Here is a 22,503-nt window from a genome sequence, read left to right as displayed (position 1 = left end):
GGCCCTCCCGGGCGGGGTGACCGAATGTCACATGCGTTCGATCCGAGCGAACCCATGTGACATTCGGCCGCCACCCCACGCGGCGGAACGTCTCAGGCCGGCGGTTCGAGCACCTCACGCCCGACGAACGGCACGAGCGCCGACGGAACGCGCACGGACCCGTCGGCCTGCTGGTGGTTCTCGAGGATCGCGACGAGCCAGCGGGTGGTGGCGAGCGTGCCGTTGAGGGTGGCGGCGATCTGCGGCTTGCCGTTCTCGTCGCGGTAGCGCACGCCGAGGCGACGAGCCTGGAAGGTGGTGCAGTTCGACGTGGAGGTCAGTTCCCGGTAGCGCTCCTGCGTGGGCACCCACGCCTCGCAGTCGAACTTGCGGGCCGCCGACGAGCCGAGGTCACCGCCCGCGACGTCGATGACCCGGTACGGCACCTCGATCGCGGCGAGCATGTCGCGCTCCCACGCGAGCAACCGCTGGTGTTCGGCGGTGGCGTCCTCGGGCTTGCAGTAGACGAACATCTCCACCTTGTCGAACTGGTGGACCCGGATGATGCCGCGGGTGTCCTTGCCGTAGCTGCCGGCCTCGCGGCGGAAGCACGACGACCAGCCCGCGTACCGCTTCGCGCCGCCCGACAGGTCGAGGATCTCGCCGGAGTGGTAGCCGGCGAGCGGCACCTCCGACGTGCCGACAAGGTACAGGTCGTCGTCGGCGAGGTGGTAGATCTCGTCGGCGTGGGCGCCGAGAAAGCCGGTGCCCTGCATGATCTCCGGCCGCACGAGCACCGGGGGGATCATCATCTGGAAGCCGTTGGCGACGGCCCGCTGGGCGGCGAGCTGCAGCATGCCGAGCTGCAGCAGCGCGCCGTAGCCGGTGAGGAAGTAGAACCGGGCGCCGGAGACCTTCGCGCCGCGCTCCATGTCGATCAGTCCGAGCGATTCGCCGAGGGTCAGATGGTCCTTCGGCTCGAAGTCGAAGGTGGGCAGCTCACCGACGGTCTCGAGGGTGACGAAGTCGTCCTCCCCGCCGGCGGGGGCGCCCTCCTGCACGATGTTGGAGATCGCCAGGTGCGCGCGCCCGAGCGCCTCCTCGGCGGCCTGCTGCTCGGCCTCGAGCTTCTTGACCTTCGCGGCGAGTTCCTTCGCACCGTCGAGCAGCGCGGGCCGTTCCTCCGGAGACGCCTGCCCGACCTTCTTGCCCAGCGCCTTCTGCTCGGCGCGGATGTTGTCGCCGGCCAGCACCGCGGCACGGCGGGCCGCGTCGGCCTCGAGCAGCGCGTCGACGAGACCGGGGTCCTCGCCTCGGGTGCGCTGCGAGGCACGGACGGCGTCGGGGTTCTCGCGGAGGAACTTGAGGTCGATCACGGGGTCACAGCCTACTCGGCGCCGCCTGCGGCCGATTCCGACCTACTGTGCCCACAGTTGCAGGCAGTCCTCGCGTTGGAACATCTTCGCCGAGTCCACGGCGTTCGGATGTCCGGCGTAGGGGTCGGCTCCGGCGTCGGTGAGCACCCGCACGACGTCGATCGCCCCTTTGAACACGGCGCCGGCGATCGGCGACTGCCCGCGGTCGTTGAGCCGGTCGACGTCGGCGCCCCGTTCGATCAGGGTCCGCACCGCGTCGGCGTGACCGTGGTAGGACGCCAGCATCAGCAGGGTGTCGCCCTTCTCGTTGCACAGGTTCACCGGCACCCCGGCGTCGACGTAGGCGGCGAGCGTCTCGACGTGCCCGGCGCGGGCGGCGTCGAACAGGCGCTGCGCGATCTCCTGGACTTCGGGATCGATGGGCTCCGTCATGTGCACCGAAGTTACCCGGGGCGCCGCGCACAGGCATGATGGACGGTGATGGCCGAGGAGAGTGAGCAGCAGTCCGATCGGACGACACCGTCCGCGTCGCGGGTCCGGGGCGCCCCGTCCGCGAAGCTGACCCGTCGCGCCTTGATGCTGGTTGCGGCGGGCGCGGTACTCGCGGCGCTCGTCACCGCGGTGGTGGCGGGATTCGGCGGGTCCGACGACGAGCCCGGCGGTTCGACGAGCGCCGTCGTCACCACCGGCGCCGTGGCCGGCGAGGCCTTCGGCACAGCCGTCGCAGGCGACTGCCTGACCTGGACGGAGATCGATGCTAGCGACCTCGCGAAGGTGGACTGCGCCGAGTCGCACCTGTTCGAGGTGGTGAAGGACATCGACCTGAGCGTCTACCCGGGCGCCGAGTGGGGCCCCGGGTCGCGCTTCCCGTCGGTGCTGCGTTTCACCGAACTGCGCGACGAACTGTGCGCACCTGCCGCGATGAACTACCTCGACGGCCGGTTCGACCCGCACGGCAAGTTCAGCGTGGGCCTGATCAACCCCGGTGAGGCGGGCTGGGCGGCCGGTGAGCGGACGCTGCGCTGCGGCCTGCAGTTCTCCTCCACCACAGGCAACCTGCTGCCGATCAAGGGCACGGTCGCCGACCAGGACCAGTCCAAGGTCTGGGACGTGGGCACGTGCATCGGCATCAACAACGGGGTGCCGGCGGACCCGGTGGACTGCGCCCAGCCGCACGCCTTCGAGGTGATCTCCGTGGTGGACCTGTCCGGCCAGTTCCCCGGCGGTCTGCCGAGTGTCGAGGACCAGGACAAGTACCTCGAGGGGACGTGCACCGAGAACGCCAACGCCTCCCTGGGCAGCCCCGACGCGCTGCGCAACAAGACCCTCACACTGTTCTGGGACAACCTGGACTTCGACAGTTGGCTGGCGGGCAGCCGCAAGGTCAACTGTTCGGTCGGCAAGCAGGTCGAGGGCGGCGGATTCGCGTCGGTCACCGGCGCGGCCGCGGGCGACATCCTCATCGACGGCCAGCCGCCGGTGCCGCCGCCCGCCGCGCCCGAGGGCCGCTCGCTGCCGACCCCGCTGCCGGGGGCGGCGCCCGTTCCGGGCGCCTGAGGTGGCCGCACGGATGGGCGACGAGCGGTTCGACGAGCTCGTCGGAGAGGCCCTGGATCTGATCCCACCGGAACTCGCCCGGGCCATCGACAATGTGGTGGTGCTGGTCGAGCCCAGAAACGAGGAAGAGCCCGATCTGCTCGGGCTCTACCACGGGATCGCGCTCACCGAGCGCGACAGCCACTATGCGGGTGCGCTACCGGACACCGTGACCATCTATCGCGACGCCATCCTCGACATCTGCGACTCCGACGACGACGTGGTGCACGAGGTCGCGGTGACGGTCATTCACGAGATCGCTCACTACTTCGGAATCGAGGATGCTCGGCTGCACGAGCTGGGCTGGGGCTAGTGGACCCGTAACGGGGTCCGGTCGCGCCGTACTTCGGCTTGCGCTGCAGAAAGTGCGGACTGATCGTCGAAATGATCAGCAGGGCGAGCGTACCGATGATCACCTCTGCGACGACGATGTAAACGAAAGCAATACCGACGATCTTTGCGATCTCTTCCATGTCGATCACCTCCGGTCCGACCGTACCGCGGGACGGCCGTCCGGACGGGGTAACCGGGACGGCCGTTGCCGGGCGGCGTCACGGCCGCCCGGCAACGGTGTCCGGTCACTCGATGCGGTCGAGATCGATGCCCTTGGTTTCGCGGCTGCTCAGCACCGCGACGACGGTGATCATCATGGTCACCACCAGGTACGCGATGACGGTCCCGACGCCGAAGCGGTCGATGAGCCAGACGGCGATGAAGGGCGCGGGCGCGCCGGCGATGATGGACGACCCCTGGAACACGAGCGACGAGCCGGCGTACCGGTAGCGGGTCGGGAACAGTTCGGTGATCCAGGCCGCCTCCGGGCCGGCGAGAGCACCGTGGAAGAAGGCACCGACGCACACACCCACCCACAGCAGCGGCACGCTCTGCATCTGCACGAGCCAGAAGAAGACGGGCGCCCACACCACGAGCACCACGGCGGGCACCAGCATCGCGATGCGGCGGCCGACCCGGTCGGACCACCGGCCGCCACCGATCATGCCGACGAACTGGAACACCGACGCGAAGGTCACGGCCAGTATCACCTCGCCCCGCGCGAAGCCGTGGTAGGTGGTGGCGTACGCGATGACGAAGACGGTGTAGACGTAGAAGGCGATGTTCTCGCCGAGCCGCATGCCGATGCCGAGCAGCACCGGGCGCGGACGGGACAGCGCTTCGACGATGCTCGACCGGGACTCGGTGCGGCCGGCCGCGGAGGCCTGCGCCGCCCGGAACACCGGGGACTCCTCGACGCCGTGCCGGATCCAGAAGCCGATGATCAGGAGCGGAATCGCGAACAGGAACGCGATCCGCCAGCCCCATGCGTCGAACGAGTCGGCCGGGAGCAGGAACACCAGGGCCGAGACGACCACGGCGGCAAGCACGGTGCCCGACGGTGCGCCCGCCTGCGGCCAGGACGCCCAAAAGCCGCGGCGCTTCGGCTCGCCGTACTCGCTCACCAGCAGCACGGCCGCGCCGAATTCACCGCCGAGCGCGAAGCCCTGGATCATGCGCAGCGCGACGAGCAGGACGGTGGCCCAGATGCCGATCTGCTCGTAGGTCGGCAGCAGCCCGATCGACGCGGTGGCGGTGCCCAGCATCACGAAGGTGATCACGAGCATCGGCTTGCGGCCGAACCGGTCGCCGAGATGGCCGAAGACGATGCCGCCGAGCGGCCGGGCGATGAAGCCGAGGCCCTGGGTGGCAAGGGCGAGAAGCAACTTGGTGATGCCGTCGGATCCGGGGAAGAACAGCGGGCCGAGGACGGTGGCGGCGAGAATGCCGTAGATCGCGAAGTCGTACCACTCGAGCACGGCACCGGCCATGCTTCCGGTGAGGACCCGTTTGAAGCTGCTGCGTGGCACGTCCGGCGCGGTGGGCGCGGTGCGCACGGCGATCGGGTCGAGCGTAGATCCCATGACGGATCCTCTCGAAGGTCGGTGATTCAGAGTCGCAGGGCCAGCCGGTCGCCACAGGCACGCGAGCAGCAGGTCATCATCTGCCGGTTCGCCGCCCGCTCGGCCTTGGTCAGCACCGTGTCGCGGTGGTCGACCTCGCCGTCGAGGACGGCGACCTCGCACGAGCCGCAGAGGCCTTCCTCGCAGTCGCTGGGTACGTCGATGTTGTTGGCGCGCAGCGCGTCGAGGACGGTCTGGGTGGGTTCGACCCGCACGGTCAGCCCCGAGTCACGCAGTTCGAGGTCGAAGGCGTGCTCGACGTCCGGATCGAGCGCCGCGAGGGACGAGGTGAAGTGCTCGACGTGCAGCGCCCCGTCGGGCCAGTTCCGGCTCGCGTCCTCGAGTCCGGCGAGCAGCCGCCCGGGCCCGCACGCGTAGATCTGGACGCCGGGGGCGGGCTCGGCGAGGAGGGTGGCGAGGTCGATCCGGGTGCCTTCCTCGGACACGTGCAGGGCGGCCCGGTCACCGTGCCCGGCGACACGCTCGAGATAGGCCATGCCGGAACGGTTTCGGCCGCAGTAGTGCAGTTCGTAGCTCCACCCCCGGGCGCGGGCGTGGTCGGCCATGGCCAGGACGGGGGTGATGCCGATGCCGCCTGCGACGAACACGTAGTGCTCGGCGCCGGGGTCGAGCGCGAAATGGTTGCGAGGGCCGCGCATCCGGAGCGGGCTTCCCACCTCGAGCTGTTCGTGGATGTAGCGCGAACCGCCGCGGCTCTCGGGATCCAGGTGCACGGCGATCTCGTAGCTCGGCGCATCGGGCGCGCCGCACAGGGAGTACTGGCGCGACAGCGCGCCGAGGTCGAGGTCGATGTGGGCGCCGGGAGTCCACGTGGGCAATGTCTTTCCGCCGGCGTCGCACAGGACGAGGCGCAGCACGTCGTCGGCGATCCGGTCCAGGCGCTCGACGGTGACGGTGCGGGACACCGCCCGGGCGGCGGGTTCTCCGATGGTGACCGGTTGATGCCGTTGCAGCACAGCAGGATCGGTGCGCTCAGGATTCGCCTGCGGATCCCACTGTACCCACACGTGGTCGGGTCCGCGGAAGGACGTATTCGGCAGGTAGGTGAACTCCTGGTCGGGTACGAGTTCCATGTGGGGAAGCCGCGTGGTGAGTTCCTCGAGGAAGATCTGCATCTCCATGCGGGCCAGGTTCTTGCCCATGCACTGGTGGCTGCCGTACCCGAAGGTGAGATGGTCGCTCGAGTTCGGGCGCCGGATGTCGAACTCGTCGGGGCGCTCGAAGTGGCGCTCGTCGTGGTTGGCGGACGCGTTGACGACGAGCAGCTTGGCGCCGGCGGGGATGTCGACGTCGCCGATGCGGGTGTCGGCGGTGGCCACCCGTCGCCACGCCGCCACGGACCCGGAGTGGCGCAGGCACTCCTCGACGGCGTTGGGGATCAGCGACGGATCCGCGCAGATCTCCTCCCACACCGCGCGGTTCTCGAGCAGCAGCTTGAACGCGTTCGCGGACGCGTTGGCCGTGGTCTCGTGCGCGGCGACGATGCCGGCCATCATCATCGAGTGCAGGTAGGAGTCGGTGACGACGTCCGGCATCTCCCGCTGCTTGCGGATCCCGTAGGGCATCCAGCCGTGTCCCGACGGGTCCTGCCGCATCTTCTCGAGCACCGTGCCCGCGTACTGCCAGAACCTGCCGACCGCCTCGGCGACGGCCACCTGCTCCTCGGGCGCGGGGCGGCCCCAGGTGTTCACGGTGTGCGCGATCGAGTACTTGCGCATCGTCGCCATGTCCTCCTCCGGCACGCCGAGGAAGTGCAGGGCGACGGTGAGCGGAACCTCCCACAGCATCTCGTCCACCAGGTCGGCCTTGCCGGATTCGACGAAGCGGTCGACGTATTCGCGCGTGAGCCGTCGCACCATCGCCTCGTGGTGCGCCAGTTCCTTCGGGGTGAACGGATCCATGAGCGCGCGGCGGCGCGGCATGTGGGCGGGCTCGTCCTCGTTCACGAGGGTCCGGGCCATGGCGTAGTCGTACCGGGCGAGGGTGGCGGTGGCCTCCGCCGAGACGGGAGTGATCTTCTCCAGCGCGATCGCCGGCGAGAACAGGATGTTGTCGCGGAACACCGCCTTCACATCCTCGTACCGGGTGACGACCCAGTAGCCGAGTTCGGGGCTGTAGAACACCGGCTCCTTGTCGCGGGACCAGCGCAGCGACTCGGCCGGATCGGTCTGGTACGCGGAACCGAACGGATCGAACGCCGCGGCGTTCGCCGACACCGGGCAGCCGCCCGCCAGGGCCGCGTGGTCGACGGGACAACCCGGCGCCGACGCCGGAACTGATGCACTCATGCTGACACCGAAAACCTCTCCAACAGCACTGTTACTTTTATCGAACAGTTTCGTCCTATATACGGACATGCAGCAGAGTAAGCGGCGTCACAGGAGAGGTCAAGCGGGATCCGCGGTCACAGCAGCCGGGCCCACGTCCGCAGGACTCCCCGGCACCCGCGCGGCCGCCGCCACCGAGCATCAGGACCGGACGTCACGAGCCGGTACCCGAGGCAGGTCCTGCCCCTTCGAGCACCTCCGCGCGCTCAGCCGGCGGCAGCGCCGAACCACTGGGTCAGCCGGCCGAGCAGATCCTGTTGATCGTCACCGGCCCACGCCACGTGGCCGTCGGGCCGCAGCAGCACCGCGGGCACGTCCAGTTCCTCGCTGACGTCGACGACGTGGTCGACCCGGTCGGCCCAGCCCGCCACGGAAAGCCGTCCGGTCTGGTCGAGGAGCAGTCCGCGGCCGCCGTGCATCAGTTCGTAGAGGCGACCCTGCTTCAGCCCCACGTCCCGCATCCGCCGGCCGAGCAGGTCGTGGCCCTCGCCGAAGTCGTAGCGGACCCCGACCGCGGTGATCATCTCGGTGACGTACCGGTTCACCTCCTCGAAGTCCATCAGCTTCGAGAACAGCTCCCGCAGCGCGATCACACCCGGATCGATTCCCATCAGCGTGATCTGTGCGCGGGTGTTCTCGAGCACGCGGGCGCCCACCGGGTGCCGTTCGGCGTGGTAGCTGTCCAGCAGTCCCTCCGGAGCCCAGCCGCCCACTTCGGCGGCCAGTTTCCAGCCGAGGTTGAACGCGTCCTGGATGCCGAGGTTGAGTCCCTGCCCGCCGGTCGGCGGATGGATGTGTGCCGCGTCGCCGGCCAGCAGCACCCGCCCGACCCGGTAGCGCTCGGCCTGCCGGGTGGCGTCGCCGAACCGGGAGAGCCAGCGCGGCGAGTGCGCGCCGAAGTCGGTGCCGGCGATCGCCCGCAGCTGCTGGGTGAACTCGTCGAGGGTCGGTGCGGCCGCCCGGTCCTCGGCCACCCCGTCGGCGGGCACGATGACGCGGTACGCCCCGTCCCCGAGGGGTACCGCGCCGAACCGCAGATGGGTCTTGTGGACTTCCGCGACCACGGCGGCCACCGTCGCCGGGTCCTCGGTCAGCTCCATCTCACCGAGCAGCGTCTCGACCTTGCTGGGCTCGCCGGGGAAACCGACGCCGAGCAGCTTGCGCACCGTGCTGCGGCCGCCGTCGCAGCCGACGAGGTAGCGCGAGCGCAGCCGGGTACCGTCGGCCAGCTCGGCGCTCACCCCGTGGTCGTCCTGGCTCAGCCCGACCAGTTCGCAGCCGCGCCGGATCTCGGCGCCGAGTTCGAGGGCGTGCTCGTTGAGCAGCCGTTCGGTGACCGGCTGCGGAGTGGCGAGGCCGTACGGGTGCGCCGTGTCCACCCGGTCCGGCCACGGCTTCATGATGCCGCCGAAGAGACCGCCGACCCGGAACTTCTCACTGACCGCGAGAAACCGGTCCAGCAGGCCGCGTTGGTCCATCATCTCGACGCTGCGCGCGTGCAGGCCCTGTCCGCGGGACTGCGCGGTCGGCTCCGTCGCCTTCTCGAGCACGAGCGTGTGCACGCCGTGCAGCCGCAACTCGGCGACCAGCATCAAACCGGTCGGCCCGCCGCCGGCAACGATCACATCGATCATGAAAACCCCGCTCCAATGGTTGTATTGCGGCCGGCCCTTCACGCAAACCGGTAGCCCGCCCACCCGGCACCGAGCGCCCGCAGACTCCTATCGGCGGTGCGATTCCCCGGAGACCCGTACGTGGGCTGGTCACGCCTACTTCGTGCCCCCGGTTTCCGCAGGTCCCGGCTTCGACTGGCGATTCTGCAGCACGACGGGGGCCTTGCGGCAAGGCCCCATGCGCGATATACGTTGAAAGGGGCAGGGAGGGGAACACCCCCCTGCCGTTGTCTTTTCAGCGCCGCCCATTGAGCGCCGCCTCGAGCGCGGACCGGAGTTCCGTCGATCCCCGGACCCGTGTGCGGGTGACGGGAGTGTCAGTCGGTGAGCAGAGCGCTCAGCCGTGCCGCCGCGGCACCGACCGCGAGGGCCGCGGCATCGACGTCGAGACCGGCGATGGCCACCACCCCGACGCTGCACTCGAGGCCGGCCCCCCGCGGCGCGCGCACCCCGGCGGCGACGCCCACGGCGCCGCGCTCGAGCTGTCCGCGCGTGACGCTGTAGCCGAGCGCCCGGGCCTGCTTCACCGCTTCGGGGTCCCGCTCGTCCTCGGGCCGCAGCGCGAGGATCGCGATCCCCGCCGCGCCGCGGTCGAGCGGGTGCCGGTTGCCCACCCGGTACCCCACGTGCAGGAGCGCCCCTTCCGGCTCCGCGACGAGGATGACGATGCACTCGTCTCCCTGCGCGGCGGACACGAAAGCCGTCGCCTGCGTGCGCTCGGCCAGGTCGTGCAGCACCGGACCGGCCGCATGCTGAAACTGGGGCACGAACCGCGACGCAAGAACGGCGGCACCGGCGCCGAGCCGGATCCGGCCGTCGTCGGCCCGCACCACGAGCGAGTGCGATTCGAGCGTTGCAACGATCCGATAGGAGATCGCCCGCGCGATCCCGAGTTCCTTGGCGAGGTCCGCGACCGTGATACCGGCGGGCGAACGGGAGATGATGTCGAGCGCGCGCAGACCACGATCGAGGGTCTGCAGCGTGCTCATGGGTTCCTCCGTCCGTCGTGCCGGATCCGACCCTACCGGCGCGGGCGCCACCCCCGATGCAGCGCATTGCAACGCTTGAGCACCCCCCGCCGCACTGGTTCCCTTCGAGTGACACAGGTCACTATGGACGGGAGCCGGTATGAGCATCGAAGGCAAGGTCGCGCTGGTCACCGGCGCCGGGCAGGGCATCGGACGGGCGATCGCGCTGCGGCTGGCGGCGGACGGTGCGGACATCGCACTGCTCGACGTCGACGGCGGCAAGCTCGCCGCGGTCGAGAACGAGGTGCGGGCCGCCGGCTCGAAGGCGATCTCCGTCGTTGCGGACGTGACCGACCGCGAGCAGATCCGAGCCGCCGTCGACCGGACGGAGACCGAACTGGGCGGGTTCGACATCATCGTCAACAACGCCGGCATCGCACAGGTGAACCCCATCGCCGACGTGACACCGGAGGAGGTGTCCCGGATCATGGCGGTCAACGTCGAAGGCGTCCTCTGGGGCATCCAGATCGCCGCCGCCAAGTTCCGCGAGCGCGGCCACGGCGGCAAGATCGTCAATGCGTCCTCGATCGCCGGCCACGAGGGCTTCGCGATGCTCGGGGTGTACTCCGCAACCAAGTTCGCCGTCCGGGCGCTCACCCAGGCCGCGGCCAAGGAGTACGCGTCCGACGGAATCACCGTCAATGCCTACTGTCCCGGCGTCGTCGGCACCGACATGTGGGTCACCATCGACGAACGCTTCGCGGCACTGACCGGGGCTCCGAAGGGTGCGACGTTCGAGAAGTTCGTCGGCGGCATCGCGCTCGGCCGCGCGCAGACGCCGGAGGACGTCGCGGCCTACGTCTCCTACCTGGCAGGCCCGGACTCCGACTACATGACCGGCCAGTCCGGGTTGATCGACGGCGGCCTGGTGTACCGGTGAGCCGAACCCGCTGCACCGGAAGGAGACTCCGTTGTTGACCAGAGCGGTACGGGCACTGGCGGTTCCCGTGCTCGTGTTCCTCGACCACGTGATGGCGCCGAAGTACTCCCCCGAGCTGTTCGCCCTCTCCGAGCAACTCGCGGACAGCGTCGACTGACCCGGCGCACCCGCTCCGGCGGGGTCGTCGGCCGGTTCATCGGCCGGGACCCTGCCGCTCGGATACGCGGCGGTCGCCCTCGATACCCCTGGGGATCGTTGCACTGTGTAGACCCGGTGCAATGAACGTGCACGTCGTGCGACGCCCTCAGGTCCGGCAGATCTCGCTGCGGGGCGGACCGGTCGCGCTGCGCAGGATCGCGGGCGTGGCCTGCGCCGACTTGCCCCCCGAACGGCCTGGAACGGGTCGCCTCACCGGCGTGGCCGATCGGAACCCACCGCAGTAGTGCCGACGACCGGCACGGCAGCGGACCCGGCGAGCGAAAATGCCGCGGACGAGCCCCAGCTGCGCCCCGCGACGCGCCCACCCGCACGACGCCACCAGACCGGCCGAGTAAACAGTCGGTTGGCTGAACTTCCAGACAGGGAAGGAGGCGGCCCAGGCCGCTCCGCCGCCCCCGGTCCCCCGCCGCACCCCCGGGCGACAGGCGGTTCCCCCCGCGCGGACGGGAGGATCGGGCAGGTGGCGCACGATCCCCTCAGCGCTGCACTCTTTGCATCTGCCCAGTTCGGAGCCGTGAGGGGCGCATGCTTGCCGGCACCGATCCGCCCAGCCCTCGGCGGAGCGTCCCCGCCGGGACCGCGTCCCCGGCGCGCGTTTGACTTTGTGCGGCACGTCACATAGCTTATCGACTGCTAACCGAACGATCGATTGGCTACATACGTTCGCAGGAAGGGCAGCCATGGCCACCCCCTCGGTTCCACAGGCGCAGGAGACGGCGCCCAGCTCTCCGCCACTCGCCGCCCCGCCGCACTCGCGCCGGGCGGCCCGCAAGGCCGCGTTCGCTGCCGCGGTGTCGACGTCCCTCGAGTGGTACGACTTCTTCATCTATGCCACCGCCGCGGCGCTCGTGTTCAACAAGACGTTCTTCGCCACCGGCAGCGAGGTCGTGGCCGCGCTCAATTCGTTCGCCACCGTCGCGGTCGGCTTCGTCGCCCGCCCCATCGGCGGGATCGTCTCGGGCCACTTCGGCGACAAGTACGGGCGCAAGCCGGTACTCGTGACCGCAATCCTGCTCATGGGTGTCGCGACCACCCTGATCGGCTTCGTGCCGAACACGTCGATCACCTGGCTCGCCCCCGCGATGCTCGTCCTGCTGCGCATCTGCCAGGGACTGGCGGTCGGGGCGCAGTGGGGCGGCGCGGTCCTGCTGGCCACCGAGTACGCCCCGGCCCATCGCCGCGGCTTCTACGGAAGCTTCGCCCAGCTCGGCATCCCGATCGGCGTGGTGATGGGCAACGCGGTCTTCCTGGCGGTGGCGTGGGCGGTCTCGCCCGAGGCGTTCACCTCGTGGGGCTGGCGCGTGCCGTTCTGGATCAGCCTGTTCATGCTGTTCGTCGCCTTCGCCATCCACCGCTACCTCGAGGAGACCCCCGAGTTCCAGCAGGTGGAGGCCAAGCTCGCGGCCGCGCCGGCCCAGCGGCGTTCCCCGGTCCTCGAAGTCCTCCGGCACAACAGCGGCACCGTGCTCATGGCCGGCGGCACCTATCTCGTCGGCATCGTGATGTTCTACATCACCATCACCGGCTCGGTGCAGGTGGCCACGACGAACCTCGGCATCGCGCGTTCGGACGTGCTGGCGATCATCCTGATCGCCGCGGGTGTACTCGTGCCGATGGTGCCGCTGACCGCCTACCTGTCGGACCGCTACGGCCGCAAGCTGATCTACGGCATCGGAATCGTCGGCATGGGCCTGTGGGCCGTGCCGATGTGGCTGCTCATCGGGGCGTCCTCGTCGGAGGACATCCGGCCGCTGGCCGTCGCGCTGATCGTCTCCTGCGTGGTGATGTCGTTCCAGACCGGGCCGCAGGCCGCCCTGTTCGCCGAACTCTTCCCCCCGGAGATCCGTTACTCCGGAGCGTCCCTGGGGTACCAGGCGGCAGCGATCCTCGGCGGCATGGCGCCCATGGCAATGGTCGCGCTGATCAACGGGGAGGTCGCCAACCTCTGGCGCGTGGGGCTGCTCATCGCGGCGCTCTCGGTCCTCGCCCTCGCCTGCCTGGTGGCCCTCGCCCGTCGTCGCGCCTGACCTCCCGGCGCCACTGACCCGTCGGCGCCACTGACCCGTCGGCGCCACTGCCCTCCCGGGCGCCACTGACTCTCCGCCCGAACGAACACTGGAGACCCCATGTATCCCGGTGCCTACCTCGACACCACTGCGCACAAGCCGGCCGTGATCATGGCCGACACCGGCCGGACGGTCACCTTCGCCGAGCTCGAAGCCAACTCGATCCGCATCGCCCGCCACCTCCGCACGCTGGGACTGCGCCGCGGAGACCACGTCGCGGTGCTCGCCACCAACACTCCCCGGGTGTTCGACATCTACTGGGCGGCAATGCGGTCGGGCCTCTACGTCACGATGGTGAACTGGCATCTCACTCCCGGCGAGGCCGCCTACATCGTCGACGACTGCGGCGCGAAGGCCGTGCTCGTCGACGCCGCGCTGGAGGAGATCGCCCGGGTGCTTCCCACTCTGCTGCCGAACACCGAGCACCGGCTCGCCTTCGGTGGCACGCTCCCCGGATACGCCGATCTGGACGCGGCCGCGGCCGCCGAGTCGGATGCGGCGCCCGCCGATCAGCCCCGGGGGGCGGACATGCTCTACTCGTCCGGCACCACGGGCCGCCCCAAGGGCATCAAGCCCGCGCTGCCCGACCGCCAGGTCCACGAACCCGGTGACACGATGACCGCCATGAACGCCTCGGTGTGGGGCGTGAATCCAGAGACGGTGTACCTGTCCCCCGCACCGCTGTACCACGCGGCACCGTTGCGCACCTGCGCCGCGGTGCAGGCCCTCGGCGGCACGGTCGTCGTGATGGGCCGCTTCGACCCCGAGAAGGCCCTCGAATACATCGAGCGGTACCGGGTCACCTACAGCCAGTGGGTGCCCACCATGTTCGTGCGCATGCTCAAACTGCCGGAGGACGTGCGCTCCCGCTACGACGTGTCCAGCCTGCAGGTCGCCGTGCACGCCGCGGCCCCCTGCCCGGTCGAGGTCAAGCGGCAGATGATCGCGTGGTGGGGCCCGATCCTGTCGGAGTACTACTCCTCCACCGAACTCAACGGCCTCACCCTCGTCGACACGGAGGAATGGCTGCGCAAACCCGGCACGGTGGGCCGGGCCGCGCTCGGCGTCGTCCACATCTGCGGCGAGAACGGCGAAGAACTGCCGGCGGGGCAGATCGGCACGATCTATTTCGAACGCGACCTGCTGCCGTTCGAGTACCACAACGCACCGGAGAAGACCCGCGACGCCCAGCACCCGCACCACCCGGCGTGGACGACGACCGGCGACGTCGGTTACCTGGACGAGGACGGGTATCTGTTCCTCACCGACCGTGATTCGTTCATGATCATCTCCGGCGGAGTCAACATCTACCCGCAGGAGATCGAGAACGCGCTCGTCGAGCACCCCAAGGTCCTCGACGCCGGCGTGATCGGGGTGCCCGATGCCGAGATGGGCGAGATCGTCACCGCGGTGATCCAACCGGCCCCCGGCTTCGACGGCGACGACGCGCTCACCGCCGAACTGGCCGACCACCTCCGCGGTCGCCTCGCCAAGTACAAGCTCCCGCGCCGGATCGTGTTCAGTGACGACATGCCCCGGACACCGACCGGCAAGCTGGTCAAGCGCAAGCTGAAGGAGCGCTTCGTCGACACACCGGTGTGACGCCAGGCTGGGAAACCCGGTCGACGACGAAAACGACTCGGCCTGCCGCTCGTTGCGAACGCGGCAGGCCGAATCGTCGTCGGTTCGCGGGTGCGTCCTCGCCGGTTCGGCAGCCCGCAGCCTCCCGGCCGCAGCAGCGGTTCCAGTTCGCTCCACTGCCGCCCGCAGTAGCCGCTACAGCCGATCGTGTCGGCGGCCGCCCACTGCACGGCATCCCGGTGACAGCTCATTTTGATGCGGCCGCGTCGGGGCCGCTGTCCGCGGGCGGGTCACGTCCACATCGAAATCGATGCCGGCGACGCGGTCGCCGGCGGCAGGGTCAGGCTCCGGTGGCGTGCTCACCCAGGATGGTGGTGAGTTCTTCCGCGTACGCGAGCTGCGTGCGCAGACGAGCGCAACTGTCCTCGGCCCGCCGATGGAACTCCGCCAGCACGCCGCGTGCGTCGGCGGCCCCCTGCCCGGAGGTCGCGACGGCGGCGATCCGATCGAGAGCGGCGAGCAACGCGCGCATCTCGTCGAGGGTGAACCCGAGCGGTTTCATCCGCCGGATCACCAGCAGGCGCTGCACGTCGTCCTCGGTGTAGAGGCGGAACCCGCCGGCGCTGCGGGCGGACGGGGTGACCAGGCCGACCTCGTCGTAGTGACGGATGGTCTTGATCGACAGCTCGGTGCGCGCAGCCACCTGCCCGATCTGCATATGCCCCGCATCGATAGTCACAGCCGCACCCTTTCCTCCCGGTCGCGCCTCCACCGTAGCGAGCGGCCCGACCCTCGATTCGAACTCTACCCTCACCGGAGGGTAGAGTTCTGCGGGTTCCGCGGACGAGACGATGCCGTCCCGCCCGCCCGAGTTGGCTCATTTTGTTAGTGCGTGAGTCCAGATCCTGAAATCCGGTCGAGCAGTGCTTGTAGGTCGGCGTCGACCTGCGGTGGGAACGTGTGTCGGGTGCCGTTGATCGCGATGGTCGCCGACCGCAACGGTCGCAGCAGCTTGACGACCTTGCCGATCGCGAGGCCACTGCGTTCCTGCACCACCCGGGAAACGGCCAACGCCGCGAACACCACGGTCAGGTGCGCCTCGATCGCATCGCGGGTGCGATGGAAGATCGGCCGGGCCCGCAGATCCGTCTTCGACATCCGAAACGACTGCTCGACGTGCCACAACTCGTGGTACTTCGCGATGATTTCACGCGGATCCATCAATGGGGCAGGGAGATTGGTGACGTAACCTTTCAGGCCGACGAGCATCCGTGCCCGCTCGAGCGAGGCGGTGTCCAGTCGCCGGCCCTTCGCGGTCACCGTCACGAACCGCGTGGACTTCGGAACCGTGTCCCCGTCGACCACCGCCCGGGCACGGGCCTCCTGGGCATTGAGGGTCTTCTCGTCCCGGCCGGCGCGGCTGCGTGAGTACTGCCAGATCGCCCGCCACGCGTTCGGATGCGCTGTCGCGTTCCAGATTGGCTCGGCCCGTCGCCGGGGATTGTTGACCACGGAGCGGCCGTGCCGCGGAGTGATGGTGTCGATGATCTGGCCATCGGTGAAAACGTTTCCATTCCAATGGAAGTGCGATGCAAGATCACCGGGCGCCTTCGTGGTACGGGAGCCGACGATGAACTTCAGTCCGGCCTCGTCCAACGCTGCGAGGTTGGCGGCGGACAGCATCCCGGCGTCAGCGGCCACGACCATCTCGACCCCGTCGAGGTCGTGGCGGGCCTGGAACTGCCGTACGATCGGCACGATCGTGCGGGTTTCGGCCGAATTGCCCTCGTAGCATCCGATCTCCAGCGGGAAACCGGTTCTGTCCACAAGCAACCCCACCACGATCTGCGGGTCGACCCGCCGTTCCTTCGAGTACCCGACTTTGCGCAGGTCATCTTCCTTTTCTGCTTCGAAGTACAAGGTCGTCACGTCGTACAACAACAGGCTCAAACCACCGGTTTCGGCGGCATACTCGAAACACTGCTCGGCGATGCGATCCCGGTATCTGCCGGTATTGATCTGCCCCAGGTGGCGTTTGATCGTGGCGTAGCTCGGCGGATCGGCCCCGAGGTCCTTCAGGACGCGACCGGCGTCGAGTTTCGAGCCGGGCTCGACGATGCGGGCGATCACCAGATCGCGGAAGACCGCATCGTCGACGATCCCGAACCCGAGCTGGTCGTACACATCGGTCAGCACCTGGCGCAGCAGCACCGACCCGGTCGATTCGGTGCGCCCCGGCGCGTCCACCTGCGAAGTTCGCTGAGCAGGGTCGAAAAGTGCGCTCTGGCCGCCGGCCAGGGGCTTTTCGACCGGAACCTGCGGGGTGACGCCCAGATCGAGAACCTGCTGATCGGGTTCGAGCCAGGCCCGAGCGCGTTCGAGAAGCATGCCGAGTTCGACGTCGGTATGTGCGGAACCGATGTGCTTGACGATCTCCTGCCGGCCGCCCACATATCGGGCGATCTGCACGGCCGTGGCCCCGGATTTGGTGCGCACCTTCCTGACAAACGCCACCTGCCGAGCCTAGAACCAGCGCCGTTAGTGCGTGAAATCAGACCGATCCCGACGAGAAACTGCAGGTCACAGACGTGAGCCGCTGTTCATCCCGGAAACGTGAGCCAACTCGGGAGCGAGCGGCCCGACCCTCGATTCGAACTCTACCCTCACCGGAGGGTAGAGTTCTGCGGGTTCCGCGGACGAGACGATGCCGTCCCGCCCGCGCGGGGGCGTCGCCCCCGGCTTCTCATGGAAAGAAGACACGACTGTGACAACTCCTGCCGGGACAACTCCTGCCGGCAACGCGCCGGCCGTCCACGAGGCGGACGACGATCCCGTCCTCTCGGTGCGCGCCGCCCTGCGCTCCCCGAAACGCCTGAAGACCGAGATCCTGGCCGGCCTGGTCGTGGCCCTGGCACTGATCCCGGAGGCGATTTCGTTCTCGATCATCGCCGGCGTCGACCCGCGGGTCGGGCTGTTCGCCTCGTTCACCATGGCCGTGACGATCTCCATCGTCGGTGGCCGGCCGGCGATGATCTCTGCCGCCACCGCCGCGATCGCGTTGGTCGTCGCGCCGGTGGCCCGCGAGCACGGCTTCGACTATCTCGTCGCCACCGTCCTCCTGGGCGGCCTGTTCCAAGTGGTGCTGTCGGTCCTCGGAGTGGCCAAGCTGATGCGGTTCATCCCGCGCAGCGTCATGGTGGGCTTCGTCAACGCCCTGGCCGTCCTGATCTTCACCGCCCAGCTGCCGCACCTGATCGACGTCCCGTGGTTGGTCTACCCGCTGGTCGCCGTCGGACTCGGCGTGATGGTGTTCCTCCCCAAGCTCACTTCCGTGGTCCCGGCGCCGCTGGTGGCGATCGCGGTGCTCACCGCCGCCGTGCTCGCCTTCGGCTGGGACGTGCCGAACGTCGGCGACGAGGGTGCGCTGCCCGAGTCCCTCCCGGCGCTGTTCCTCCCCGACGTGCCGCTGACCACGCAGACCTTCGCGATCATCGCCCCCTACGCGCTCGCGATGGCCCTGGTCGGCCTGCTCGAATCCCTGATGACCGCCAAACTGGTCGACGACATCACCGACACCCACTCGAACAAGACCCGTGAGGGCTGGGGCCAGGGGGTTGCCAACCTGGTCACCGGATTCTTCGGCGGCATGGGCGGCTGCGCGATGATCGGCCAGACCATGATCAACGTCAAGGTCTCCGGGGCCCGCACCCGCATCTCCACCTTCCTGGCCGGGGTGTTCCTCCTGATCCTCGTCGTCGCCCTCGGTGACGTCGTCGCCCTGATCCCCATGGCCGCCCTCGTGGCGGTGATGATCATGGTGTCGGTCGCCACCCTCGACTGGCACAGCATCGCCCCGCGCACCCTGAAGCTGATGCCGCGCAGCGAAACCCTCGTGATGCTGGTGACGGTCGCCGCGACCGTGATCACCCACAACCTCGCGATCGGGGTGATCCTCGGCGTGGTCACCGCGATGGTGCTCTTCGCCCGCCGGGTCGCCCACCTGACCAGCATCGAGAAGGTCTCCGAAGCCGACACCGACCACGACGGCGAGGTCGACACTCGCGTCTACAAGGTGCACGGCGAGCTGTTCTTCGCCTCCTCCAACGACCTGATCTACCAGTTCGACTACGTGGGCGACCCGCCCAACGTCGTCATCGACCTGACCGGCGCCGACATCTGGGACGCCTCCACCGTGGCCACCCTCGACGCGATCCGGCACAAGTACGCCAACAAAGGTAAGAGCGTCGAGATCGTCGGCCTCGACGGCGCCGGCCTCGAACGCCTCGACCGGCTCTCCGGACGCCTCGGCGAAGGTCACTAGCTGCCGGTGTGCTCGCCTCGTCCATGCGGGCGCGTGCTCGACGAGCTGCGCACCGCCCGGCCGGTGCGAGTGGTGGATCTACCGGTTCCGAAGTCGCGCGGATCGACGCCGGAGTGTGGCCGACCGAGTGCGATCCCTCGGGCGCCTGCACACCCGGTGTTGGGCGGCCGTCGTTCTCGTCGCGAATCCGGATGTCGACGGCGTGCAGGAGCGGCTCCGCCACGACGAGCACACTCCGGCGTGGATGCTCGCCGTCTCCCCTGCCGCCCCCACTCACCCTGCCGTCGTCGCCGCGGTGGGGTGTGATCCTATCCGCGGACCTCGCGCAGCACCGGAGTCGCGGCGAACTCGGCGCGAGCGAGGGACCGGCGGTGCACCTGATCGGGGCCGTCGGCGATCTGCAGGAACCGCGCCTGCGAGTACAGCATTGCGAGCGGTGTGTCCTGGGACAGGCCCGCACCGCCGAAGATCTGGATGGCGTCGTCGACGATCTTCTTCACCGTCAGCGGCACCATGACCTTGGCGGCGGCGATGTCGTGCCGGGCGGCCTTGGCGCCCTCGACATCCATCCGCCACGCGGCGCGCAGCACCATCAGGCGGGCCGCATCCACCTGGATGCGTGCGTCGGCGACGGTGGCTTGCACGACCCCTTCGTCGGCCAGCGGCCTGCCGAATGCGACGCGGGTGCGCGCCCGCTCCGTCATCAGCGCGACGGCGCGTTCGGCCATGCCGATCAGGCGCATGCAGTGATGGATCCGGCCCGGTCCCAGGCGGGCCTGCGCGACGGCGAATCCCTTGCCGCGCGGGCCGAGCAGGTTCGCCTTGGGCACCCGCACCCGGTCGAAGACGATCTCGCCGTGCCCGCCCTCGTGCCGGTCGTCGAACCCGAGCACGGACGTGGAGCGGACGATGTCCAGGCCCGGCGTCTCCATGGGGACCAGCACGATGGAGTGCCGGGATCCGGCCGGAGCGCCGGGATCGGTGACCCCCATGACCATCGCGACGCGGCAGTCCTCCCGCAGTGCGGCGGTGGACCACCATTTGCGTCCGGTGAGCACCCACTCGTCGCCGTCGTCGGCGATCTCGAGGCGGACGTTGCTCGCGTCCGAGCTGGCGACGTCGGGTTCGGTCATCGAGAAGCAGGATCGGATCTCACCTTCCAGCAGGGGGCCGAGCCACTGCTGCTTCTGGGCGTCGGTGCCGTAGCGGGCGAGCAGCTCCATGTTCCCGGTGTCCGGCGCGGCGCAGTTGAGCGCCTCCGGGGCGAGATGCGGGCTCCATCCGGTCAATTCGGCCAGCGGGGCGTATTCGAGATTGGTCAGGCCGGCCCCGCCCGCCTCGGGGAGGAAGAGGTTCCACAGCCCCTGCCGCTTGGCGGAAGCCTTGAGGTCGGCCATGATCGGCGGGGCACCCCAGTAGTCGGGCTTGCTCGCGAGCTGCTGCGCGGCGATCGGCTCGGCCGGCAGGATGCGTTCCTGCAGGAAGCCGGTGAGCCGGTCCTGCAGTTCGCGGACCTTAGGGCTGTATTCGAAATCCATTGTTGCTCCGATTCTGAGGGAGTGATCGCCTAGCGGCGCAGTTCGGGAAGGGCCGAGGTGGCAGCGAGATCGAGGGCGCGCCGGAGCAACGGCCCGACCATGTCGGCGATGCCGTCGAAGCCCTCCCCCACCGTCTCGCCCCGGTCGTGGCGGGCACCGATGCCCTCGAGGATGACGGCGATCTTGAAGTCGGCGAAGACGGTGTACCAGTCGATGTCGGCGAGATCGATTCCGCGCGCGGCGGCATAGCGCTCGAGCAGCTCCGTGCGGGTGGGGAATCCGTCGAGGGTGGCGAGGCCGCGGGTGATGGGGTTGTATGCCGCGCCGGGAACATCCCAGAAGCTCAGCATGATTCCCACGTCGGCGAGGGTGTCGCCGAGGGTGGCCATCTCCCAGTCGAGCACGGCGGCGATGCGTCCGCGATCCTGCGGCGCGGCGAGGACGTTGTCGAGCTTGACGTCGCCGTGGACGATCCCGGGGTGGCGGGTCTGCGGCAGCGCGCGACGGAGCTTGTCGAGCAGGACCGCCACCTCGGGCCGGTCGACGCGGCGGGAGGCCTCCCACTGCTTCGCCCACCGGCCGAGCTGGCGCTCGAGGTAGCCGTCCGGACGGCCGAAGCTGCCGAGCCCGACGGCGTCGGGGTCGATGTCGTGCAGCGCGGCCAGGGTGTCGGCGAGCGAGAACCCGAGGCGGCGACGCTCGTCGGCGGTGAGGGCCGAGGCCTGTTCGACGGTGCCGACGGCCACGCCGTCGACGAGTTCCATCAGATAGAACTTCGCGCCGAGGATGCTCTCGTCCTCGCACAGGTGCACCGCGCGGGGCACGGGGACGGACGTGCCACCGAGGGCGTTGATGACGGTGAACTCGCGCCGCATGTCGTGCGCGCTGGGCAGCACGTGCCCGTACGGCGGTCGGCGCAGCACCCATGTGTGCTCGTCGTCGGCGAGCCGGTAGGTGGGGTTGGAGCGGCCACCGCCGATGAGGGAGGCGGTGAGCGCGCCGGTGACCTCACCGCCGAGTACGCGCTGCAGGTGGGCGGTCAGCGCGTCGAGATCGAGGTCGGCGACGGCGCCCGCAGGCGATGCAGTCATCGCGGATTCCTTCCTGCGTCGGCCTGTTGGCCAAACGATCGTTCGGATTACCTACAGAGTCGCCGAACGAGCGTTCGGTGTCAACACGGTCACCGACGGACGGGGATTCATCTGCGATAATGCCGATGCGGGAGGAAAATGCTGCAGCACCGAAGAGGCGGCAGCCGATCAATCGTTAGGAACCGGAGAGGACGCCGTGACGGGGACGGTGCTGCACCATCGCCAGGGCCAGATCCGCGTAGCGGTCCGCGAGCTCCTCCGGCCGCAGCGGCCCGTCGGACCGCCACCAGGCGCACACCGACTGGCCCATGTTGATGATTCCGCGCACCGCATCGCGCGGGAACTCCACCTCGAAGGCCCCCTCCTCGACGCCCCGCTCGACGACGTCGCGGAACAGACCCTCCTGTTCGTCACGCAGCGCGACGACGAGCCGGCGACCGGCCTCGTTCAGGCTGCGCAGCTCCGTCGCACCGACCAGCGCATCGAGCTGCCGGGTGGTGTGGAACATGACCCACGCGCGCACCAGCGCCTGCAGCTGCGCGTCCGGCGAACCCCCCGCCCGCAGCAACGCCCCGCGGGTCATGGCGATCGCATCGTGCAGCGCCCGGGTCATGATGTCCTGCAGAATCTCCTGCTTGGACTTGAAGTGGTGGTAGATCGAGGCGACGGTGATGTCGGCGTCCCGGGCGATGTCGCGCATCGAGGTGCCGTGGTACCCGCGCTCGTTCATGTTCCGCATCGCCGAGTCGAGGATCGCCTGCCGGCCGTTGCCGGTCCCGACCGTAGCCGCCTTCGCCGCGCACATCGTCAACTCCGTCCCGCCGGTCGTGAACCGGTGACAGCGTAGTCGCA

The 22,503-nt window shown here is 69.3% G+C and carries 18 protein-coding genes; 7 read left to right on the top strand and 11 right to left on the bottom strand.

Annotation, left to right across the window (positions count from 1 at the left end; all coding sequences use genetic code 11):
* Positions 1–92: 92 nt before the first annotated feature.
* Both serS and ISO16_RS18630 read right to left on the bottom strand, forming a co-directional pair.
* Positions 93–1,355: a serine--tRNA ligase gene (gene serS / locus ISO16_RS18635; protein ID WP_072633954.1), complete on the bottom strand. Its 1,263-nt coding sequence runs from the start codon at positions 1,353–1,355 to the stop codon at positions 93–95.
* A 42-nt stretch (positions 1,356–1,397) separates the two neighbouring features.
* A complete protein-coding gene (locus tag ISO16_RS18630) occupies positions 1,398–1,787 on the bottom strand; it encodes an ankyrin repeat domain-containing protein (protein ID WP_072633953.1) in 390 nt (129 codons plus the stop codon).
* A 48-nt stretch (positions 1,788–1,835) separates the two neighbouring features.
* Between ISO16_RS18630 and ISO16_RS18625 the strand changes: the two genes are divergently transcribed.
* Both ISO16_RS18625 and ISO16_RS18620 read left to right on the top strand, forming a co-directional pair.
* Positions 1,836–2,912, top strand: a complete 1,077-nt coding sequence (locus tag ISO16_RS18625; protein ID WP_072633952.1) for a septum formation family protein — start codon at positions 1,836–1,838, stop codon at positions 2,910–2,912.
* Positions 2,913–2,925: 13 nt separating this feature from the next.
* Positions 2,926–3,264: a metallopeptidase family protein gene (locus ISO16_RS18620; RefSeq protein WP_006944538.1), complete on the top strand. Its 339-nt coding sequence runs from the start codon at positions 2,926–2,928 to the stop codon at positions 3,262–3,264.
* Positions 3,265–3,529: 265 nt separating this feature from the next.
* Here ISO16_RS18620 and ISO16_RS18615 read toward each other — a convergent pair whose 3' ends face one another.
* The 4 genes from ISO16_RS18615 to ISO16_RS18600 all read right to left on the bottom strand — a co-directional run bounded on the left by ISO16_RS18615 (position 3,530) and on the right by ISO16_RS18600 (position 9,916).
* Positions 3,530–4,867, bottom strand: a complete 1,338-nt coding sequence (locus tag ISO16_RS18615; protein WP_006944540.1) for an MFS transporter — start codon at positions 4,865–4,867, stop codon at positions 3,530–3,532.
* Positions 4,868–4,893: 26 nt separating this feature from the next.
* On the bottom strand, positions 4,894–7,215 hold the full coding sequence (locus ISO16_RS18610; protein WP_072633951.1) for a cytochrome P450/oxidoreductase: 2,322 nt from the start codon (positions 7,213–7,215) through the stop codon (positions 4,894–4,896).
* Between the two features lie 245 nt (positions 7,216–7,460).
* Entirely contained in the window at positions 7,461–8,888 is a 1,428-nt protein-coding gene (gene rox, locus ISO16_RS18605; RefSeq protein ID WP_072633950.1) for a rifampin monooxygenase, read from the bottom strand.
* A 356-nt stretch (positions 8,889–9,244) separates the two neighbouring features.
* On the bottom strand, positions 9,245–9,916 hold the full coding sequence (locus tag ISO16_RS18600) for an IclR family transcriptional regulator (protein WP_072633949.1): 672 nt from the start codon (positions 9,914–9,916) through the stop codon (positions 9,245–9,247).
* Positions 9,917–10,055: 139 nt separating this feature from the next.
* Between ISO16_RS18600 and ISO16_RS18595 the strand changes: the two genes are divergently transcribed.
* The 4 genes from ISO16_RS18595 to ISO16_RS18585 all read left to right on the top strand — a co-directional run bounded on the left by ISO16_RS18595 (position 10,056) and on the right by ISO16_RS18585 (position 14,722).
* Positions 10,056–10,835 (top strand): acetoin reductase, encoded by a 780-nt coding sequence (locus ISO16_RS18595; protein ID WP_072633948.1) that lies wholly within the window; start codon positions 10,056–10,058, stop codon positions 10,833–10,835.
* A gap of 34 nt (positions 10,836–10,869) precedes the next feature.
* Complete coding sequence (locus ISO16_RS28955; protein ID WP_268256879.1) at positions 10,870–10,992, top strand: hypothetical protein; 123 nt, start codon at positions 10,870–10,872, stop codon at positions 10,990–10,992.
* 742 nt (positions 10,993–11,734) lie between these two features.
* On the top strand, positions 11,735–13,081 hold the full coding sequence (locus ISO16_RS18590) for an MFS transporter (protein WP_072633947.1): 1,347 nt from the start codon (positions 11,735–11,737) through the stop codon (positions 13,079–13,081).
* 99 nt (positions 13,082–13,180) lie between these two features.
* Positions 13,181–14,722: an acyl-CoA synthetase gene (locus tag ISO16_RS18585; protein WP_006944553.1), complete on the top strand. Its 1,542-nt coding sequence runs from the start codon at positions 13,181–13,183 to the stop codon at positions 14,720–14,722.
* Between the two features lie 319 nt (positions 14,723–15,041).
* Here ISO16_RS18585 and ISO16_RS18580 read toward each other — a convergent pair whose 3' ends face one another.
* Positions 15,042–15,419 carry a MerR family transcriptional regulator gene (locus tag ISO16_RS18580; RefSeq protein ID WP_072633946.1) on the bottom strand — a complete coding sequence of 126 codons (378 nt, stop codon included), beginning with the start codon at positions 15,417–15,419 and terminating at the stop codon, positions 15,042–15,044.
* A gap of 167 nt (positions 15,420–15,586) precedes the next feature.
* Positions 15,587–17,215: an IS1634 family transposase gene (locus tag ISO16_RS18575; RefSeq protein WP_072634899.1), complete on the bottom strand. Its 1,629-nt coding sequence runs from the start codon at positions 17,213–17,215 to the stop codon at positions 15,587–15,589.
* A gap of 190 nt (positions 17,216–17,405) precedes the next feature.
* On the opposite strand from ISO16_RS18575, the gene ISO16_RS18570 reads away from it, so the two are divergent.
* A complete protein-coding gene (locus ISO16_RS18570; RefSeq protein ID WP_230304385.1) occupies positions 17,406–19,022 on the top strand; it encodes a SulP family inorganic anion transporter in 1,617 nt (538 codons plus the stop codon).
* A gap of 308 nt (positions 19,023–19,330) precedes the next feature.
* Here the strand turns inward: ISO16_RS18570 and ISO16_RS18565 are convergent, their stop codons facing one another.
* From ISO16_RS18565 to ISO16_RS18555, 3 genes are all read right to left on the bottom strand, one after another.
* A complete protein-coding gene (locus tag ISO16_RS18565; RefSeq protein ID WP_006944558.1) occupies positions 19,331–20,560 on the bottom strand; it encodes an acyl-CoA dehydrogenase family protein in 1,230 nt (409 codons plus the stop codon).
* A gap of 29 nt (positions 20,561–20,589) precedes the next feature.
* Positions 20,590–21,651, bottom strand: coding sequence for a phosphotransferase family protein (locus ISO16_RS18560; RefSeq protein ID WP_072633941.1), 1,062 nt, complete (start codon positions 21,649–21,651; stop codon positions 20,590–20,592).
* 175 nt (positions 21,652–21,826) lie between these two features.
* Positions 21,827–22,456, bottom strand: a complete 630-nt coding sequence (locus ISO16_RS18555; protein ID WP_072633940.1) for a TetR/AcrR family transcriptional regulator — start codon at positions 22,454–22,456, stop codon at positions 21,827–21,829.
* Positions 22,457–22,503: the final 47 nt, after the last annotated feature.

Source organism: Rhodococcus sp. M8, from assembly GCF_015654185.1.
In the GTDB taxonomy this organism is placed as follows: Bacteria; Actinomycetota; Actinomycetes; order Mycobacteriales; family Mycobacteriaceae; genus Rhodococcus; species Rhodococcus aetherivorans.
Note: the sequence above shows the minus strand (reverse complement) of the source record. Positions and strands in the feature narration are given on the sequence as shown.

What these genes read in the sequence shown, in the direction of transcription:
- ISO16_RS18630 (WP_072633953.1), bottom strand. Translation starts at nt 1,787, where the DNA reads ATGACGGAGCCCATCGATCCCGAAGTCCAGGAGATCGCGCAGCGCCTG.
- ISO16_RS18625 (WP_072633952.1), top strand. Translation starts at nt 1,836, where the DNA reads ATGGCCGAGGAGAGTGAGCAGCAGTCCGATCGGACGACACCGTCCGCG.
- ISO16_RS18620 (WP_006944538.1), top strand. Translation starts at nt 2,926, where the DNA reads ATGGGCGACGAGCGGTTCGACGAGCTCGTCGGAGAGGCCCTGGATCTG.
- ISO16_RS18615 (WP_006944540.1), bottom strand. Translation starts at nt 4,867, where the DNA reads ATGGGATCTACGCTCGACCCGATCGCCGTGCGCACCGCGCCCACCGCG.
- ISO16_RS18610 (WP_072633951.1), bottom strand. Translation starts at nt 7,215, where the DNA reads ATGAGTGCATCAGTTCCGGCGTCGGCGCCGGGTTGTCCCGTCGACCAC.
- rox (WP_072633950.1), bottom strand. Translation starts at nt 8,888, where the DNA reads ATGATCGATGTGATCGTTGCCGGCGGCGGGCCGACCGGTTTGATGCTG.
- ISO16_RS18600 (WP_072633949.1), bottom strand. Translation starts at nt 9,916, where the DNA reads ATGAGCACGCTGCAGACCCTCGATCGTGGTCTGCGCGCGCTCGACATC.
- ISO16_RS18595 (WP_072633948.1), top strand. Translation starts at nt 10,056, where the DNA reads ATGAGCATCGAAGGCAAGGTCGCGCTGGTCACCGGCGCCGGGCAGGGC.
- ISO16_RS18590 (WP_072633947.1), top strand. Translation starts at nt 11,735, where the DNA reads ATGGCCACCCCCTCGGTTCCACAGGCGCAGGAGACGGCGCCCAGCTCT.
- ISO16_RS18585 (WP_006944553.1), top strand. Translation starts at nt 13,181, where the DNA reads ATGTATCCCGGTGCCTACCTCGACACCACTGCGCACAAGCCGGCCGTG.
- ISO16_RS18580 (WP_072633946.1), bottom strand. Translation starts at nt 15,419, where the DNA reads ATGCAGATCGGGCAGGTGGCTGCGCGCACCGAGCTGTCGATCAAGACC.
- ISO16_RS18570 (WP_230304385.1), top strand. Translation starts at nt 17,406, where the DNA reads ATGCCGTCCCGCCCGCGCGGGGGCGTCGCCCCCGGCTTCTCATGGAAA.
- ISO16_RS18565 (WP_006944558.1), bottom strand. Translation starts at nt 20,560, where the DNA reads ATGGATTTCGAATACAGCCCTAAGGTCCGCGAACTGCAGGACCGGCTC.
- ISO16_RS18560 (WP_072633941.1), bottom strand. Translation starts at nt 21,651, where the DNA reads ATGACTGCATCGCCTGCGGGCGCCGTCGCCGACCTCGATCTCGACGCG.
- ISO16_RS18555 (WP_072633940.1), bottom strand. Translation starts at nt 22,456, where the DNA reads ATGTGCGCGGCGAAGGCGGCTACGGTCGGGACCGGCAACGGCCGGCAG.